The organism is Geodermatophilus telluris (genome assembly GCF_900102745.1).
Lineage (GTDB): Bacteria > Actinomycetota > Actinomycetes > Mycobacteriales > Geodermatophilaceae > Geodermatophilus > Geodermatophilus telluris.
On the sequence record NZ_FMZF01000005.1, the window covers coordinates 241,498 to 259,136 of the forward strand.

The following is a 17,639-nucleotide window of genomic DNA, read 5'->3' on the forward strand; positions in this document are numbered from 1 at the left end:
TCACAGGCCGGTGACGGACAGCCAGTCGGCGTAGAACAGGCCCAGGCCGAAGGCCACCGCCATCCCGGTGACCAGCCAGAACCGGACGATGACGGTGTTCTCCGCCCAGCCGGCCAGCTCGAAGTGGTGGTGCAGCGGGGCCATCCGGAACACCCGGCGGCGGGTGGCGCGGAAGAAGGCGACCTGGATGACGACCGAGAGGGTGACGGCGACGAACAGCCCGCCGAGGACGACGAGCAGCAGCTCGGTGCGGGTGACGATGGCGAGGCCCGCCATGAGGCCGCCCAGCGCCAGCGACCCGGTGTCGCCCATGAAGATCCGCGCCGGGCTGGTGTTCCACCAGAGGAAGCCCAGGCAGGCGCCCATGGCCGCGGCCGCGACCAGCGTGACGTCGAGCGGGTCGCGCACCTGGTAGCAGCCGTCGACCGCGGTGGCGGCGCAGTCGTGGGTGAACTGCCAGAAGCTCATCACCACGTAGGCGCCGAAGACCATCGCCGAGCAGCCCGCCGCCAGCCCGTCGAGGCCGTCGGTGAGGTTGACGGCGTTGGAGAACCCGGCGATGAACAGGTAGGCCAGGACGACGAAGCCGATCGCGCTGACGAACAGCGGCTGGATGTCGCGGACGTAGGAGACGAACTCCGACGCCGGCGTCACCCCGGCCTCGTCGGGGAAGTTCAGCGCCAGGACGGCGAAGCCCACACCCACGACGAGCTGGCCGACCAGCTTGGCCGTCTTGTTCAGCCCGAGGCTGCGGCGGTGCCGGATCTTGAGGTAGTCGTCGAGGAAGCCGACGGTGCCCAGGCCCACCATGAGGAACAGCAGCAGCAGCCCGGTGGCGGTGACCCCCCGGCCGGGCTGGTTGATGACGAACAGGTGGGCCAGCAGGTAGCCGCCGACGGTCGCGCCCACGATGACGGTGCCGCCCATGGTGGGCGTGCCCTTCTTCGACAGGTGCGACTCGGGGCCGTCGTCCCGGATCTCCTGGCCGAAGCCGCGGCGCCGGAAGGCGCGCACGGCCAGCGGCGTGCAGAGGATCGAGATGATCAGCCCGAACGACGCGGCGACGAGGACGGACTTCACGCGCCTGCCCCGACGTCGAGCAGGTCCGCGGCCAGGGCCTCCAGCCCGTGGGACCGGCTGGCCTTCACCAGCACGACGTCACCGGGCACCAGCACCTCCGCGAGCAGTTGGTGGGCCGCCGCCCGGTCGGGCACGGACACCGCGGTCTCCCCGGAGCGGGCGCCGGCGGCCGCCGCGCCGGTGACCAGCCCGGCCGCCTCGGGCCCGACGGCGACGAGCAGGTCCACCCCGGCGGCCACCGCGTCGCGGCCCAGCCGCTCGTGCTCGGCGTCGGCGGTGGGGCCGAGCTCGGCCATGCCGCCGAGGACGGCGACGCGGCGGGTGGCGGGCATCCCGGCGACGGCGGCCAGCGCGGCCCGCATCGACTCGGGGTTGGCGTTGTAGGCGTCGTTGACGACGGTGACGCCGTCGGCGCGGCGGGTGACCTCCATGCGCCAGCGGCTGCGGGCGGTGGCCGCCGACAGCGCGGTGGCGGCCGCGGCCGGCGTCATCCCGGCGGCGACCGCGGCGGCCGCCGCCGCCAGCGCGTTGGCCACCTGGTGCTCGCCGACCACCTGCAGGGCGACCGGGTGCCGCTCGCCGCCGGCGACGAGCGTGAACCGTGCGCGGGCGGCCTCGTCGAGGGTGACGTCGGCGGCGCGGACGTCGGCGCCGGCGGAGCGCCCGGTGGTGACCACGCGGGCGCGGGTGCGCGGCGCCATGCCGGCGACGCGGGGGTCGTCGGCGTTGAGCACCGCGGTGCCGGTCTCCGCCAGCGCCTCGACCAGCTCGCCCTTGGCCAGCGCGATGGTGTCGGCCGACCCGAACTCGCCCAGGTGCGCGGACCCGACGTTGAGCACCACGCCGACGTCGGGCCGGGCGACCGCGCACAGCCGGGCGATGTGGCCGACGCCGCGGGCGCCCATCTCCAGGACGAGGAAGCGGGTGTCGGCGTCGGCGGCGAGCACGGTCAGCGGCAGGCCGATGTCGTTGTTGAACGACCCCGGCGGGCTGACCGTGGGGCCGGCGGCGCCGAGCACCTGGCCGAGCAGGTCCTTGGTGGAGGTCTTGCCCGCGGAGCCGGTGATGCCGACGGTGACCAGGTCGCCGTCGGCCAGGCGGGCGTGCACCGCCGCGGCCAGCCGGCCCAGCGCGGCGACGGTGTCGTCGACGACGAGGGCGGGCAGCGGGCCGCCGGGGCGGGTGGTCAGCGCGGCGACGGCACCGGCGGCCGCGGCGTCCCCGAGGTAGTCGTGGCCGTCGACCCGCTCCCCGGCGACGGCGACGAACAGGTCGCCGGGGCCCACGGCGCGCGAGTCGAGGGTGACGCCGGTGACGGTCGCCGTCCCGGCGTGCGGGACGGCGGCGCCGACGGCCTGCGCGACCTCGGCGAGGGAGAGGGCGATCACCGGGGGGCCGCCCCGGCGGTGGACGGCAGCGCGGCGATCTCCTCGCGCAGCACCGTGCGGTCGTCGAACGGCGTCACGGTGCCCGCGACCTCCTGACCGGTCTCGTGTCCCTTGCCCGCGATCAGCACGGTGTCACCGGGCCCGGCCAGCGCCACGGCGCGGGCGATCGCCGCCCGGCGGTCGCCGACCTCCTCCACCACGTGCCGGCGGTCGGCGGGCACCCCGGCGAGGACGGCGGCGCGGACGGCCGCGGGGTCCTCCGAGCGGGGGTTGTCGTCGGTGACCACCAGGTGGTCGCTGCGGGTGGCCGCGGCGGCCCCCATCGCCGGGCGCTTGCCGGGGTCGCGGTCGCCGCCACAGCCGAGCACGGTGATCAGCCTGCCCCGCGTGGCGCCGCGCAGCGCGTCGAGGGCGGTGGCGACCGCGTCAGGGGTGTGCGCGTAGTCGACGACGGCGGTGAACGGCTGGCCGGCGTCGACCGGCTCCATGCGGCCCGGGACGACGGTGCCGGCGACGCCCTCGAGCGCGGCGGCGACCGGCACGCCGACCGCGTCGAGCAGCGCGACGGCGAGGACGGCGTTGGTCACGTTGAACCGCCCGGGCAGCCGCACCCGCGCCGGCCAGGTGCCGCCGGGCCCGGTGAGGGTGAACGCGGAGCCGCCGTCGGGCGCCGCCGCGACGCCGGTGGCGGTCCAGTCGGCGGGGCGGCCGTCGAGCAGGGTGCCCTCCGCCGACACGGTGACCGCGCGGCCGCCGAGCTCCCGGGCGAGGCGGCGGCCGTGCTCGTCGTCGACCACGACGACCTCCCGCGCGGCGCGGCCGTCGAACAGCAGCGCCTTGGCCCGGAAGTAGCTCTCCAGGTCGCCGTGGAAGTCCAGGTGGTCCTGGCTGAGGTTGGTGAACCCGGCCGCCGCGAAGGGCACCCCGCCGACGCGGCCCTGGACGAGCGCGTGGCTGGACACCTCCATGACCACGGTGTCGACGCCGGACTCGAGCATCCCGGCCAGCAGCGCGTGCAGCACCGGTGCCTCGGGGGTGGTGCGCACGCTGGGGAGGGCGGCCTCGCGCCCGTCGCGGCCGCGGGTGCGCGACTGGACGGTGCCGATCAGGCCCGTGGCCCGGCCGGCCGCGGCCAGGCCGGCCTCGACCAGGTAGCTCGTCGTCGTCTTGCCGTTGGTGCCGGTGATGCCGACGACGGGCAGCCGGCGGGCGGGCTCGCCGTACACGCGGGCGGCGACGGCGCCGAGCACGCCGCGCGGGTCGTCGACGACGCAGACCGGCAGGCCGGTGGCGGCCGCCTGGTCCCGGCCGCCGGGGTCGGTGAGGACCGCGACCGCGCCGCGGGCGGCCGCGTCGGCGGCGAAGCGCGCGCCGTGCGTGCGGGCGCCCGGCAGCGCGGCGTAGAGGTCACCGGGGCGCACCTCGGGCGAGGCGAGGGTGACGCCGCGGACGGCGGTACCGGGGTCGCCCTGCACGGGGTCGCCGACGAGGTCGGCCAGCGCGCTGAGGGCGAGCGGGCGGGTCCCCGCTGGCCGGGGCACCGACCCGGGTCCGGTCGGGCTCACGTCGGGCCAATCTACCGGCGGGCACCTCGCGCCCCGTGCACCCACGGCCCCTCGGCGGTGTCCCTCCCGGGCAACTCCGCGGAAGTGCACCGGGCAGATCCGCGGACGTGCACCGGGTAGGTGGCCTCGGGTCAGTCGCCGGCGGGGTCGCGGGCGGCGAGGTCGGCGGCGGTGAGCGGGAAGTCCGGCCGCTCGGTCCCCGACGGCACCACCCCGTTGTGGGTGAGCACCGCGCGCATGACGTCGGCGAACACGGGCGCGGCGACCTGGCCGCCCTCGGCGTCGCTGCTGGGCCGCTCGAGGTCGACGGCGACGACGTACTGCGGGTCGTCGGCGGGGGCGAACCCGACGAACGTGGTCACGTACCCACCGCCGGCGTAGCAGTTGCACTCCGGGTTGGGGCGCTGCGCGGTCCCGGTCTTGCCGGCCACCCGGTAGCCCTCGACCTCGCCGAGCGGGGCGGTGCCGCCCGGGCCGACGACGGCCTCGAGCATGTAGGCCAGCGCGTCGGCGGTGTCCTCGCTGACCACGCGGGTCGCCTCGGGCGCCTCCGGGGTCGCCGTCGTCCCGTCCGGCGCGGTGAGCGACTCGACCAGCCGCGGCGGGATCCGCACGCCCCCGTTGGCGATGGCCTGGTAGACCGACGCCATCTGCAGCGTCGTCACCGACACGCCCTGGCCGATCGGGACGTTGGCCGCGCGGCTCTCGGTCCAGTCGGCGGAGTCCTCGAGGATGCCGGCGCTCTCGCCGGGCAGCTCGACGCCGGTCTCCTCCCCCACCCCGAAGGCGCGCAGGTACCGCTCGAGCGTCGCGTCGCCCACCTCGCGGGCCAGCATGATCGTGCCGACGTTGCTGGACTTGGCGAGGATGCCGGTGACGGTCCAGTCGACCGGCGCGTGGTCGTGGGCGTCGGTGACGACGACGTCGCCGGCCTCGATGTGGCCGTTGACGATGAGCACCGTGTCCGGCCGTGCCCTGCCCTCCTCGACGGCCGCGGCGAGGGTGACCGCCTTCATCACCGAGCCGGGCTCGAAGACGTCGGAGACGACCGGGTTGCCGAGCAGCTCGGGGTCGGTGCGGCCGGCCTGCGAGGGGTCGTAGCCCGGGCACGAGCCCATGGCGACCACCTCGCCGGTGTGCACGTCGAGCACGACCGCGGAGGCGCGGGTGGTGGCGCCGTCGGCGCAGGCCTCCGCCAGCCGCTGCTCGGTCATGAACTGCACGTCCTGGTCGACGGTGAGCTCGACGGTGCTGCCGTCGGTGGCCGGCGTGGACTCGTCGATGCCCGAGGGGATGGGGTTGCCCCCGCTGCCCACCTCGACCCGGCGCTGCCCGTCGGTGCCGGCCAGCTGGTCCTCGAAGCGCAGCTCGATGCCGCCCAGGCCGGCCCCGTCGCGGCCCACCCAGCCCACGATCTGCCCGCCGACGGAGCCGGCCGGGTAGAGGCGCACGGGGTCGTCCTCGAAGGAGACGCCGGCCAGGCCCAGCTCGTCGATGGCGTCGGTGGTCTCCGGCGCGACCTGCCGGGCCAGGACGACGTAGCGGCCGTCCGCGGAGAGCTGGTCGGTCAGCTCGTCGATGGGGGCGTCGAGGAGCGCGGACAGCGCCAGCGCCGTCTTCTCGGGGTCCTCGACGACGGTGGGGTCGGCGACCACCCGGGAGGCGTCGACGGTGTAGGCGAAGGGGTGGCCGTCACGGTCGACGACGGCACCGCGGAGCGCGGCGATCGGGTAGGTGGCCAGCCGGTCCTGCTCGGCGGCGTAGGCGTAGTCGGCGCCGTCGACGCCCTGCAGCAGCACCAGCTTCCCGGTGACGACCAGCAGCGGGACGACGACGAGCACCAGGCCCCACCACAGCCGGCGGGGGCCGACGCTCAGCGGGCGGCCGGCGCGGCGGCTGCCGGGCGGGCGGCGCGGGGCGAAGGCACCGGCGCGGGGTGCCCCGCCGCGGGCCGCAGCGCCGCGAGGCGCGCCGCCGCGCGTGGCGGCCGGCGGCAGGGGCGCGCGGGGACGGACGGGGACGCCGGAGCGGGCGCCGCGGACGGCGGGGCGCGGCGCGGTGCGGCGGCCGGGGTCACGGGGTGGGACGGCCACGGCTCAGCCCCCCTCCCCCGCCTCGGGCTCCCCGGGCGCCGGCGCGGGCTCGGGGGTGCCGCGGAGCGTGGCGCTGCCGTCGGGCGCGACGACGAGGTAGGCGGCGGCACCGGCGGGCACGAGGCCGGCCGCGGCGGCCGCCGCGGCGAGCTGGGCCGGCGTGGCGCCGTCGACCACCTGCTGCTCGAGCCGCTGCACCTCCTCGGCCTTCTCGGCGTTGGCGGTGCGCAGCGCGGTCGCCTTGAGCGAGTTGACCGCGACGGCGGTGTTGAGCACGAGCAGGCCCAGCGTGGTGAGCACCAGCAGCGCGACGACGAGCAGCACGAACGGCGCCCGGCGGCTGCCGAGGAGGCCACGCGGCGTCCGGCCGGCGTCGCCGCCGGGGACCAGCCGCAGCGCCGGCGCGCTGACGCGGGGGGTCGGTCCGGTCGCCCGGCCGCGGGCCGGCCGCGAGGGCAGCGCGCGCAGGGGGCGGGAGGGCAGCGCGCCGGAGGTCTGCACGCGGACGGGCCGGGAGGCCATCGCCGGTGCCGGGCGGGAGGGCGTGGCCGGTGCCGGGCGGGAGGGCGTGGCCGGTGCCGGGCGGGCGGGCGTGGCCGGTGTCGTCGTCGCGGCGGCGCCGTCGCGGGGCGCGCGGGCGGCGGCACTCACGCGGCGCGCCGGGTGCGCTCGGCGGCCCGCACGCGGGCGGAGGCCGCGCGGGGGTTGGCGGCCACCTCGGCCTCCGACGGCGCCTCGCCGCCGCGGGTGAGCAGCCGCAGCACCGGCCCGTACTCGGGCAGGCGCACCGGCAGCTCCGGCGGGGTGCGGTCGGTCGCCCCGGCGGCGAGGGTCTGCTTCACGATCCGGTCCTCGAGGGAGTGGAAGGTGATGACGGCGACGCGGCCCCCGACGGCGAGCGCGTCGAGCGCCGCCGGGAGGGCCCGCTGCAGCGCCCCGAGCTCGTCGTTGACCTCGATGCGCAGGGCCTGGAAGGTCCGCTTGGCCGGGTGCCCGCCGGTGCGGCGGGTGGCCGCGGGGATCGCGTCGCGCACCAGGTGGGCCAGGCGCTCGGTGTGCGTGAACGGCGCCCGCGCCCGCTCGCGGACGATGGCCGCGGCGATGCGCGAGGCGAAGCGCTCCTCGCCGTACACCCGCAGCACCCGGGCGAGCTCGGCGGCGGAGTAGGTGTTGACGACGTCGGCGGCGCTGCGCGGGGCCTCCGGGTCCATCCGCATGTCCAGCGGGCCGTCGCCGGCGTAGCTGAAGCCGCGCTCGGGCCGGTCGAGCTGCAGCGAGGAGACGCCCAGGTCGAACAGCACGGCCTGCACCTCGGCCAGGCCGAGCCGGTCGAGCACGTCGGGTAGCTCGTCGAAGACGGCGGGCACCAGGGTGGCGCGGTCGGCGTGGCCGGCGGCGGCGATCCGGGCGGCGGCCTCGGCGCGGGCCTGCGGGTCGCGGTCGAGCCCGACCAGCCGGAGGCCGGGGTGGGCGTCGAGCAGGGCCAGGGCGTGGCCGGCCAGCCCCAGGGTGGCGTCGACGAGGACGGCGCCCTCGCCGGCGCAGGCGGGGCCGAGCAGCCCGGTCACCCGGTCGAGGAGGACGGGCACGTGCACGGGCCGCGGCCGTGCCGCCGAGTCCGGCGGCGCGGGCCGCGTGGGCTCGGGCGTGCTCATCGTCGGCCTCCTCGGGTCGGGCTCCCGCGCCGGGACGGGTGGCGCGTCGTCCCATGGTGGCGCGGGCGGCGGGTCGTCGGCGGGAGCCGGGCGGGCGCGCCGCGCGACGAGTGGGGCGCGACGGTCGGGCGGGCGGCGAGGGGTGGGCAGGCGGGAGGGGCCCGCGTCCGTCCCGGGCCGGCCGGTGGGGCGGGGTGGGGACGGTGGGGCGCGGTGGGGTGGCCGCGGGAGCGGGGTGGTGACCCCCACCCCCCGCGGGCTCCGCCTGGCGCCGGGGAAGTGCGTCAGGTGGTGCCCACGGGGAGCGGGGGTCGCCGGAGCCGGTGCCGGTCCGACCGGCGGCGCGGTGCCGCCCGGTGCGCGGGGACCGAGCCGCGGGGAAGACGGTTCGGTCCGCACCCGGTCGAGCCGCGGGGAAGACGGCTCGCGTCGGGGTGCGCAGGTGGTCGGGGCGACCGGCGGGACGGGGGGTCAGGACAGCGTGGGCATCCCCTCGCTCTCCATGGCGGCGAAGGCCGCCTCCTGCTCCTCCACGTAGGAGTCCCACGTGGCCTGGTCCCAGATCTCGAACCGGGTGTCGACGCCGACCACGACCACGTCGCGGTCGAGGTGGGCGTACTGCCGCAGGCCGGCGGGGATGGTGATGCGGCCGGTCTTGTCCGGCTCGACCTCGACCATCGAGCCGAAGCTCATGCGGGCGCGCATGCGCGCCTCGGCTGTGTCGGCGGGGGCCATGTGGGCGGCGGCGGCGCTCTGCTCGGCGACCCGGGCCATGGTGAGGCCGTAGATGCAGCGCTCCTGGCCCTTCTTGATCACCATGCCGTCGGCCACCTGGTCGCGGAACCGGACCGGGAGTGCGAGCCGGCCCTTCTCGTCGAGCCGCAGGGTGTAGCTGCCGACGAACACCGGATCACCTCCCCCATCGGTCCTCCTCGTGTCCTCGTTGGACCCGGGACGGGCCCTGGCTCCCCACCGCGCCACACACTAACCCACTACGCCCCACCGGACACCACTCGACACCATGTCGTGACCGGCGCTCCCCACGGCCTGCCGTGCAGGTCAGCGGCGTGCGGCCACCCCGGCGGCGCGGGGTGGGGCCGGGTGGGGCGGCAGGTGGGTCGCGGTGGGGCCGCCGCGCCCGCCGGGAGGTCCGGCGGGGGCGCGGGGTGGGGAGCGGGACGCCCGCTCGGAGCCCGCGTGGCACGTACCGTGGGCCGGGTGACCGACACCATGCGTGCGGCCGACGGGACGGCGGGGCTGCCGGTCGACGTCGCCACGGAGGGCGCGCGGATCGCGGCCAACGTCTCCCGCGTCGTCCAGGGCAAGCCCGGGGTGGTGCACCTCGCCCTGGTCGTGCTCCTGGCCGAGGGCCACCTGCTGGTGGAGGACGTGCCCGGGGTCGGCAAGACGACGCTGGCCAAGGCGCTGGCGGCGTCGGTCGACGCGAGCGTGCGGCGCATCCAGTTCACCCCCGACCTGCTGCCGAGCGACGTCACCGGGGTGTCGGTCTACGACCAGGAGACCCGCTCCTTCGAGTTCAAGCCGGGCGCGGTGTTCGCCAACGTGGTGGTCGCCGACGAGATCAACCGGGCCTCGCCCAAGACCCAGTCGGCGCTGCTGGAGGCCATGGAGGAGCGGCAGGTCACCGTCGACGGGGTCAGCTACGAGCTGGCCGCGCCCTTCCTCGTGGTGGCCACGCAGAACCCGGTGGAGATGGAGGGCACCTACCCCCTCCCCGAGGCGCAGCGCGACCGGTTCACCGCCCGGGTGTCGATGGGCTACCCCGACCGCGAGGCGGAGGTGGCGATGCTCGACGACCGCGGCACCACCGACCCGCTGGCCACCCTCGGCCCGGTGGCCGACGCCGCGACGGTGCGCGCGCTGGTGGCCGCGGTGCGCCGGCTGCACGTCTCCGACGCGGTCCGCCGCTACGTCGTCGACCTGGTCGAGGCCAGCCGCCGCTCCCCCGAGCTGCGGCTGGGCGCCTCCCCGCGGGCCGGCCTGCAGCTGCTGCGCACCGCCCGCGCCGCCGCGGCGCTGGCCGGCCGCGACCACGTGCTGCCCGACGACGTCCAGGCCATGGCGCAGCCGGTGCTCGCCCACCGGCTGCTGCTCACCCCCGACGCCGCGGCCGCCCGGCGCACCCCGGAGCAGGTGGTGGCCGGTCTGCTGGCCGGCGTGCCCGTCCCGCGGGGGCGCTGAGGACCGTGACCGGCTCGCTGCGGACCGCCCTGACCTCGCTCACCCTCCGCGGCCGCTGCCTGGTCGCCGCCGGCCTCACCCTGCTCGCCCTCGCCGCGCTGCTCGGCGAGCGGGCGCTGGCCCAGCTGGCCGTCTTCGTGCTCGCCCTGCCGCTGCTGTCGGCGGCGGCGGTCTCCCGGCAGCGGGTGCGGGTGGGCGCCCGCCGGACGGTCACGCCCGCGCGCGTGCCCCGGGGCGAGGACGCCGAGGTGCTGCTCGAGGTCACCAACGCCCAGCGGCGCGCCGGCCGGCTGTGGCTGCTGACCGAGCAGCTGCCCGCCGAGCTCGGCCGTGCCCCGCGCTTCGTCGTCGAGCGGCTGGCCGGCGGCGCGACGACGGCGCTGCGCTACCGGGTGCACGGCGGCCGGCGCGGGCGCTACCGGATCGGCCCGCTGCGGCTGCGGCTGGTCGACCCCTTCGGCCTGGTGCAGCGCACCACCAGCGGCACCGGCGACGCCCCGCTGCTGGTGGTGCCGCGGGTCCGCGAGCTGGGCCCCGGCGGTCCCGCCGGCGGGCAGGGCGGCGGCGCGGAGGGGGTCCGCCGGTCGATCGCGGTGCACGGCGAGGACGACGTCAGCACCCGGGCGTACCGGCACGGGGACGACCTGCGCAAGGTGCACTGGCGGGCCACCGCCCGCACCGGGGAGCTGCAGGTGCGCATGGAGGAGCGGCCGTGGCGGGCGTCGGCCGCGCTGCTGCTGGACACGCGCGTGCGCGCCCACCTGCTCGCCCGCACCGCCACCCCCGGCGCCGCGGCGGCCGCCGCCGTCCCCGGGCCGCCGGGCGACCCGGCGCCGCCGCCGGACAGCCTCGAGTGGCTGGTGGAGGCGGCGGCGAGCATCGGCTGCCAGCTGGCCCGCCGCGGCGCGGCGCTGCGGGTGGTCACCGAGGGCGGCGAGCTGGCCCCCGCGGCGGGCCGCGGCGGGCTCGGCCCGGCCGACCTGCTCGACCGGCTGGCGGGCCTCACCCCCACCCGCGGCGCCTCGCTGGCCCCGGCGGTCGACCTGCTCTCCCGGGTGGCCGGCGACGGTCCCGTGGTCGCCCTGCTGGGCGCCGTCGGCCCCGACGACCTCGCCGAGCTGGTGGCCGCCCGGTCGGGCCCGGCCCGCGACGTCGCCGTCCTGCTCGACGTCACCGGCTGGGCCGACCCCGCCGGCAGCCGCAGCCGCCGGGCCCTGTCGGCGTCCTCCCGCGCGCACCTGGCCGATCAGCTCGAGCAGTCGGCGGCGCTGCTGCGCGGCGCGGGCTGGCAGGTGGTGCGCGCCGGCGCCGACCGCGGCGTCGAGTCGGTGTGGGCCGAGCTCGGGCACGCGCGCGGCGTGGCGGTGGGGGTGCCGGCGTGACCACCCTCGCCCCGCCGCCGGTCCGGACGCCTGCCCCGCCGTCCCGGGCCGACGCGGCGCCGCTGCCGCCGGGGACGCTGCGCCGCGACGGCGGGACCACGCTGGCCGCCGCGGCCGCGACGGCGCTGGGCACCTGCTCGCTGGGCCCGGTCTTCGCCCGCCCGGCGTGGGTGCCGCCCGCGCTCGCGGCGATCGCCGTCGTCGCGGCCGGCGGGCTGCTGCTGCGCGCCGCCGGGCCGGCGCTGTGGGCGTGGGCCTCCGGTGGCCGCCCGGCACCCGCCCGCGTCTCGGCGGTCGCCGTCCCGCTGGTGCCGCTCGGCCAGCTGGGGCTGCTCACCTGCCTGCTCACCGCGCAGTTCGCCCCGGGCCGGGCGCTGGGCGGCTGGCTGCCGACGCCCGCGTCGCTCGACGCCCTGGGGCGGGTGCTGCTCGACGGCTCGGCCGAGATCCGGGAGCAGTCGACGCCGGCGCTGCCGCTCACCGGGCTGCTGGCGCTGACCGTGCTGCTGGTCGGGCTGGTGGCGGTCACCGTCGACCTGGTCGCCGTCGGGGGGCGGCAGCCGGCGCTGGCCGGGCTGGGCCTGCTCGTGCTGTTCTGCGTGCCGGTCAGCACGGTGACCGGCGACGTCGGGCTGCTGGCGCTGGCCGCGCCCGCCGCCGGGCTCGCGCTGCTGCTGTGGGCCGACCAGGCGCGGCGGCTGGCCGAGCGCTCCGGGCGGCCGGGTACCGGTCGCGGCGGCGGGACGGCGGCCGTGGTCACCGCCGCGGTCGCGCTGGCGGCCGGGCTGGTGCTCGGCAGCCTCGTGCCCACCCTGCCCGAGGGCCGGCTGGCGGCGGGCCTCGGCCCCGGGGGCGGGGGTGGCGGCGCCACCGGCACCGCGCTCGACCCGGCGGCGGCGCTGCAGGGGCAGCTGACCCTCCCCGAGCCGATCGACCTGCTGCAGGTGGACAGCTCCGTGCTCGACCCCGGCTACCTGCGGGTGGTCACCCTCGACGTGTACGACGCCGAGGCCGGCTGGACGCTGGGCAACCTCGACGGCGAGGCGTCGGTGGCGCAGGACGAGGACCTCGCTCCGCTGCCCGGGCGGCGCGGCGGCCGGGAGGTCGAGGTGGCGGTGACCGCGGTCGGCCACGACGACCGGTTCCTTCCGGTGCCGACCTCGCCGCTGCGGGTGCGCATCGACGACCCCGAGGCCTGGCGCTTCGACCCGGCCACCGGCACGGTGTTCGGCCGCGACGTGACCACCGCCGGCGCCGGTTACACGGTCACCGCGGTCGAGCCGCAGCCGAGCGAGGAGGAGCTGCGCGCGGCCGGACCGCTGCCGGCGGACTCGCCGCTGCGGGAGCGCGACACCGCCCTGCCGCCCCTGGACCCCTCCGTGACCGACCTCGTGGCGGCGCTCACCGCCGGCGCGGCGACGCCCTACGACGCGGTCCGCGCCATCCACGACTCCTTCTCCCGCCAGAACGGCTTCGTCTACTCCCTCTCCACCGCGCCGGGCACCAGCGGCGACGACCTCGCCGACTTCCTGCGCCTCAAGCAGGGCTACTGCGAGCAGTACGCCGGCGCGATGGCCGCGATGGTCCGCGCCGCCGGCGTCCCCGCCCGGGTGGCGCTGGGCTACACGCCCGGCCGGGTGCAGCCCGGGGGCGGCCGGATGGTGACCAGCGACGACGCGCACGCCTGGGTCGAGGTGTACTTCGACGGCCTGGGCTGGATCCCCTTCGACCCGACGCCGATCGACACCGAGCGCGCCGTCGACCTGCCGTGGGCGCCGCGGCCGGCCGACCAGGAGGTCCTCGAGCGGCCGGCCGACGTGCCGACCGTGCCCACTGCGCCGCAGCCCGCACCGACGCCGCAGACCGACCGGGTCGACGGCGCCACGCCGCAGGGCGAGGGCGCCGCGGCCGAGGCCGGCTCCGCCCGGCCGGTGCTCGTGGGCGCCGGGGTGCTGCTCGGGCTCGCCGGGCTGGCGGCCGCGCCGGCCGGTGCCCGCGCGCTGCAGCGGCGCCGGCGGCTCGCCGACGGCGGCCCGGCCGCGCTGTGGGACGAGCTGGCGGCCACGGCCCGCGACCTCGGGCTGCCGTGGGACCCGGCGCACACGCCCCGGCAGCAGGCCGCCGCGCTGGCCGGGACCGTCGGCACCGGCCGGGGGCACGGGGCGGGCGCCCACCGCGCCGGCGCCTCCGGCGCGGCCGAGGCCGTCGGGCGGCTGGCGCGCGCGGAGGAGTCGGCCAGCTACGGCCGGCCCGGGGCGCCGGCCGACCCGGCGCTGCGGGACGCGCTGGCCGTGGCGCGGCGCGGGCTGACCGCGGCGGTGCCGGTCGGGGTGCGGGTGCGGGCGGCGCTGTGGCCGGTCTCGCTCGGCGACGCCGTCCGCGCCGGCCTCGCCGCCCGGGTTCCGCGCCGCCGGACCGGCTGACGGCGGGGAGCGCGGTCTCGCCGGCCGGCCTCACCCGGTGGTGCCGGACCTCGCGCTGCGCGGTGAGGTCGGGCACCGCGGGGTGAGGTCCGGGACCGCGTGGGGCCGCGTCCGGCAGACCACAACTGGGCAGGAACGCCGACGGCCGCCGTCCCGGGTGGGACGGCGGCCGTCGGCGGAGGTCGGGTGCTACTGGTCGTAGCGGCGGCGGAAGCGCTCCTCGAGCCGGTTCTTCAGCGGCTGCCGGCGCGGCTTGCCGCCGCGGCCGCGGGCGGTGCTGCCCCCGCGGGCACCGGCCGGGCCGGTCTCGACCGCGCCGGTGGCGGTGCGGTAGTTGAGGACGCCGAGGGCGGCACCGCCGAACATCACCAGGAAGCCGAGGACCCCCAGCGGGACGGACGGGGCGACGGCGCCACCGACGAGGACGGCCAGACCCACCAGCACCAGCAGCGCACCGAGTTGCAGCTTCCGCCGGGCCTTGAGCCTTCGGTCACCCGTGCGGACGGAGGAGGCGAACTTGGGATCGTCGTCGACGAGGGCGCGCTCGATCTGCTCCAGCAGTCGCTGCTCGTGCTCGGAGAGCGGCACCGAGACCTCCAGGTGGGCGGAGCCAATACCGCCGGTCTCTACCCGGCGGTGACACCGAGGATACGAGGCGATTGCGGGGTGCGAAAGGCGAGCGCGCGGCGACCCGCCGGGCGGCGTCCGTGATCACCCCCGCGGGTGGTCCCGGACCCGCCGGTCGCCGTCGCGGTGCAGCAGGGTGGCCGGCCGGACGGCGCCCGCGCCGAACCGCCGGGCGGCCCGGTCGGCGGCCAGCTCCGCGTCGCGGCGGCCGTGCTCGCGGGCGCCGAGCTCGAGCTGGCGGGGCGCCGACCCGGCGTCCACGAGCCGCTCGGCGCGCACGCCGACCAGCCGGATGCGCGCCCGGTCCAGGCCGAGGGCGTCGAAGAGCGCCCGCGCGGTCTCGTACAGCTCCTGCCCGACGTCGGTGGGCACCCCGAGGGTGCGGCTGCGGGTGATCGTGGTGAAGTCGGCGAAGCGGACCTTGATGCTCACCGTGCGGGCCAGCCAGCCCCCGGCGCGCAGCCGGCCCGCCGTCCGCTCGGCCAGCCGCAGCAGCTCCCGGTGGACGACGGCCGGGTCGTCGACGTCGGTGCCGAAGGTCTCCTCGTGCCCGGTCGACCTCTCCGGCTCGTCGGGGACCACCCGGCGCGGGTCGCGTCCCCACGCCAGGTCGTGCAGGTGGCTGCCCGCCGCCGGCCCCACCGCCCGCTGCAGGGTGCGCGCCGGGACGTGCGCGAGGTCGCCCACCGTGCGCAGCCCCAGCCGCAGCAGCACCTCCTCGGTCTTCGCGCCCACGCCCCACAGCGCGCCGACCGGCAGGGGGTGCAGGAAGTCGATGACCTCGGCCGGGCGGACGACGAGCAGCCCGTCGGGCTTGGCGCGGGTGGAGGCGAGCTTGGCGACGAACTTGGTGCCGGCCACCCCGACCGAGCAGGTGATGCCCTGCTCGTCGAAGACCCGGGCGCGCAGGTACTCGCCGATCTCGGCGGCGTCCCCGAGCCGGCGACCGGCCCCGGAGACGTCGAGGAAGGCCTCGTCCAGGCTCAGCGGCTCCACCAGCGGGGTGATCGAGCGGAACAGCGCCATGACCGACCGGGAGACCTCGGCGTAGAGCGCCACGTCCCCGGGCAGCACGGTGGCGGTGGGGCACAGCCGCAGCGCCCGCGCCGTCGGCATGGCGGCGTGCACGCCGTACGCCCGGGCCTCGTAGGTGGCCGAGGTGACCACCCCCCGGTTGCCGGCCCCGCCCACGACCACGGGCGTGCCGGCCAGCTCGGGGTGCCGGCGCACCTCGACGCTGGCGAAGAAGGCGTCCATGTCGACGTGCAGCACGCTGCACCCCTCCGCCCGCCCCCGCGACGGCGTCACGCCTCCCCCTCTCCTCGAACACCTGTTCGGACCGACGCGGGGAGCGTAGCCGCCCGCACCGGGCGGCGGCACACCGTCGGCAGGGTGCCCGCGCGTGTCGGGAAACGGCTGGTCGGACCATGTGTGGCGCGCTGCCGATCGGGTTAGGTGGGACGCGACCGACCGTCGCCCGGCGGACGGTCCCGACCCGGATCCCGGAGGAGCTCGATGGCGCTCGACGACGACGACATGACCAGCGTGGAGGGTCCGGCCGACAGCGGCGCGGGCGAGGGCACGCCGGGCCACCAGGACGGCGGCGCCGACGGCGGCGCGGATGGCGGCGCGGGTCACGGCCCGGCCGACGGCGGTGCCGCGGGCGGCGGCTCCGACGGGGGCGCCGACGGCGGCGCGGACGGTGGTGCCGACGGCGGCGCGGGTCACGGCCCGGCCGACGGCGGTGCCGCGGGCGGCGGCTCGGACGGCGGCGCCGACGGTGGTGCCGACGGCGGCGCGGACGGTTCGGCCTGAGCCAGGACCCGGCAGGCACGGGGCCGGGCGGGGACTCCCGCCCGGCCCTGCGCCGGTGCACGCACCTCGACCCGGAGGTCTTCGCCGCGCGGCACTGGTCCCGCCGTCCCCTGCTCGCCCGCGCCGAGGACACCGGTGAGTCCTTCGCCGACCTGCTGACCCTGGCCGACGTCGACGAGCTGCTCTCCCGCCGCGGCCTGCGCACCCCCTTCCTGCGCATCGCCAAGGACGGCGCCGTCGTCGACGCGAAACGCTTCACCAGCTCGGGCGGCGCCGGCGCGGAGATCGCCGACCAGGTCTCCTCCGACTCCGTTCTGCGGCTGTTCGCCGACGGCAGCACCGTCGTCCTGCAGGGCCTGCACCGGCTCTGGCCGCCGCTGATCGAGTTCGCCGACCAGCTCGCCGCCGACCTCGGGCACCCCACGCAGGTCAACGCCTACGTCACCCCGCCGTCCTCGCGCGGGTTCTCCCCCCACTACGACGTGCACGACGTGTTCGTGCTGCAGGTGGCCGGCGAGAAGCACTGGACGATCCACGAGCCGGTGCTGCCCGACCCGCTGCGCACCCAGCCCTGGACCGACCGGTCGGCCGCCGTCGCCGCCGCCGCGGAGCGCGCGCCGGTCATCGACGCCGTGCTGCGCCCCGGCGACGCCCTCTACCTGCCGCGCGGCTACCTGCACTCGGCGGTGGCCCTCGGCCAGACCAGTGCGCACCTGACCATCGGCGTGCACCCGGTCACCCGCTGGGCGGCCGCGGAGTCGGCACTGGACCTGGTCCGCGTGCTGGCCGCCGACGACCGGGAGCTGCGCCGCTCGCTCCCGCTGGGCCTGGACCTGGCCGACCCTGCGTCGGTGCGCGACGAGGTCCGCGCCGTCGTCGCCGCGCTCGGGGACTGGCTGGACCGGGTCGACCCCGACGAGGTGGCCGACCGGCTGCGCTCGCGGACCTGGGCGCAGGTGCGCCCCGAGCCGGTGGCGCCGCTGGCGCAGGCCACCGCCGCCGCCGCGCTCACCCCCGACTCGGTGCTGCGGCTGCGCCGCCGCCTGCGGGTGGCACTGCGCGACGGCGACGGCGGTGACCGGGTCGTGTTGCTCGGCGGCCGGCGCCGGCACGAGTTCCCCGCCGCCACCCGCCCCGCGCTGGCCGCGCTGCTGTCCGCCGGCGAGCTGAAGGTCGCCGACCTGGCCGGCCTGGACCCCGACGACCGGCTCACGCTCGCCCGGCGGCTGGTGACGGAGTCGATCGCCCTGGTCGCCGACGCGGCCTCCCCCGGCTCCGGCGGGGTCGACGGCGTCCCGGCCACCGCTCCGGAACCCGGCCCGGGCGGTCCCGGTGCCCCCGCACCGGACGCCGGCGGGGACGATGGGGAGCGTGCCGACGCCCTCGGGACCGGGTCGTGAGCCCGCGGC

Annotated in this window: 14 protein-coding genes; 4 read left to right on the forward strand and 10 right to left on the reverse strand. The window is 78.4% G+C overall.

What is annotated here, in order from left to right; all coding sequences use genetic code 11:
• From mraY to mraZ, 7 genes are all read right to left on the reverse strand, one after another.
• Entirely contained in the window at nt 1-1,080 is a 1,080-nt protein-coding gene (gene mraY, locus BLQ97_RS17080) for a phospho-N-acetylmuramoyl-pentapeptide-transferase (RefSeq protein WP_091367209.1), read from the reverse strand.
• Nucleotides 1,077-2,468: a UDP-N-acetylmuramoyl-tripeptide--D-alanyl-D-alanine ligase gene (locus BLQ97_RS17085; protein WP_091367210.1), complete on the reverse strand. Its 1,392-nt coding sequence runs from the start codon at nt 2,466-2,468 to the stop codon at nt 1,077-1,079. The genes mraY and BLQ97_RS17085 overlap by 4 nt, the downstream gene beginning before the upstream one ends.
• On the reverse strand, nt 2,465-4,033 hold the full coding sequence (locus BLQ97_RS17090; protein ID WP_091367211.1) for a UDP-N-acetylmuramoyl-L-alanyl-D-glutamate--2,6-diaminopimelate ligase: 1,569 nt from the start codon (nt 4,031-4,033) through the stop codon (nt 2,465-2,467). Before BLQ97_RS17090 ends, BLQ97_RS17085 begins: the two co-directional genes overlap by 4 nt.
• Nucleotides 4,034-4,164: 131 nt before the next feature.
• Nucleotides 4,165-6,126 carry a peptidoglycan D,D-transpeptidase FtsI family protein gene (locus tag BLQ97_RS17095; RefSeq protein ID WP_245692333.1) on the reverse strand — a complete coding sequence of 654 codons (1,962 nt, stop codon included), beginning with the start codon at nt 6,124-6,126 and terminating at the stop codon, nt 4,165-4,167.
• 3 nt (nt 6,127-6,129) lie between these two features.
• A complete protein-coding gene (gene ftsL / locus BLQ97_RS17100) occupies nt 6,130-6,777 on the reverse strand; it encodes a cell division protein FtsL (protein WP_091367212.1) in 648 nt (215 codons plus the stop codon).
• The gene (gene rsmH, locus BLQ97_RS17105) at nt 6,774-7,781 is read right to left on the reverse strand and encodes a 16S rRNA (cytosine(1402)-N(4))-methyltransferase RsmH (RefSeq protein WP_091367213.1); all 1,008 of its coding nucleotides are present in this window, start codon (nt 7,779-7,781) and stop codon (nt 6,774-6,776) included. Before rsmH ends, ftsL begins: the two co-directional genes overlap by 4 nt.
• Before the next feature lie 471 nt (nt 7,782-8,252).
• Nucleotides 8,253-8,687, reverse strand: coding sequence for a division/cell wall cluster transcriptional repressor MraZ (gene mraZ / locus BLQ97_RS17110; RefSeq protein ID WP_091367214.1), 435 nt, complete (start codon nt 8,685-8,687; stop codon nt 8,253-8,255).
• Nucleotides 8,688-8,999: 312 nt separating this feature from the next.
• Between mraZ and BLQ97_RS17115 the strand changes: the two genes are divergently transcribed.
• Genes BLQ97_RS17115 through BLQ97_RS24280 form a run of 3 tightly spaced genes read left to right on the forward strand, consistent with a single transcriptional unit; the run spans nt 9,000 to nt 13,788 of the window.
• Complete coding sequence (locus tag BLQ97_RS17115; RefSeq protein WP_245692335.1) at nt 9,000-9,983, forward strand: AAA family ATPase; 984 nt, start codon at nt 9,000-9,002, stop codon at nt 9,981-9,983.
• 5 nt (nt 9,984-9,988) lie between these two features.
• Nucleotides 9,989-11,365: a DUF58 domain-containing protein gene (locus BLQ97_RS17120; RefSeq protein WP_091367215.1), complete on the forward strand. Its 1,377-nt coding sequence runs from the start codon at nt 9,989-9,991 to the stop codon at nt 11,363-11,365.
• Complete coding sequence (locus tag BLQ97_RS24280; protein WP_281181437.1) at nt 11,362-13,788, forward strand: transglutaminase domain-containing protein; 2,427 nt, start codon at nt 11,362-11,364, stop codon at nt 13,786-13,788. The genes BLQ97_RS17120 and BLQ97_RS24280 overlap by 4 nt, the downstream gene beginning before the upstream one ends.
• A gap of 189 nt (nt 13,789-13,977) precedes the next feature.
• On the opposite strand, the gene BLQ97_RS17130 is transcribed toward BLQ97_RS24280, so the two are convergent.
• The 3 genes from BLQ97_RS17130 to BLQ97_RS24360 all read right to left on the reverse strand — a co-directional run bounded on the left by BLQ97_RS17130 (nt 13,978) and on the right by BLQ97_RS24360 (nt 16,649).
• A complete protein-coding gene (locus tag BLQ97_RS17130; RefSeq protein ID WP_091367216.1) occupies nt 13,978-14,376 on the reverse strand; it encodes a DUF3040 domain-containing protein in 399 nt (132 codons plus the stop codon).
• A gap of 123 nt (nt 14,377-14,499) precedes the next feature.
• Nucleotides 14,500-15,723, reverse strand: a complete 1,224-nt coding sequence (dinB, locus tag BLQ97_RS17135; RefSeq protein WP_091367217.1) for a DNA polymerase IV — start codon at nt 15,721-15,723, stop codon at nt 14,500-14,502.
• A 416-nt stretch (nt 15,724-16,139) separates the two neighbouring features.
• Entirely contained in the window at nt 16,140-16,649 is a 510-nt protein-coding gene (locus BLQ97_RS24360; protein ID WP_342670518.1) for a hypothetical protein, read from the reverse strand.
• Here BLQ97_RS24360 and BLQ97_RS24365 point away from each other — a divergent pair.
• Nucleotides 16,611-17,630 carry a cupin domain-containing protein gene (locus BLQ97_RS24365; protein ID WP_342670517.1) on the forward strand — a complete coding sequence of 340 codons (1,020 nt, stop codon included), beginning with the start codon at nt 16,611-16,613 and terminating at the stop codon, nt 17,628-17,630. The genes BLQ97_RS24360 and BLQ97_RS24365 overlap by 39 nt on opposite strands.
• Nucleotides 17,631-17,639 lie beyond the last annotated feature (9 nt).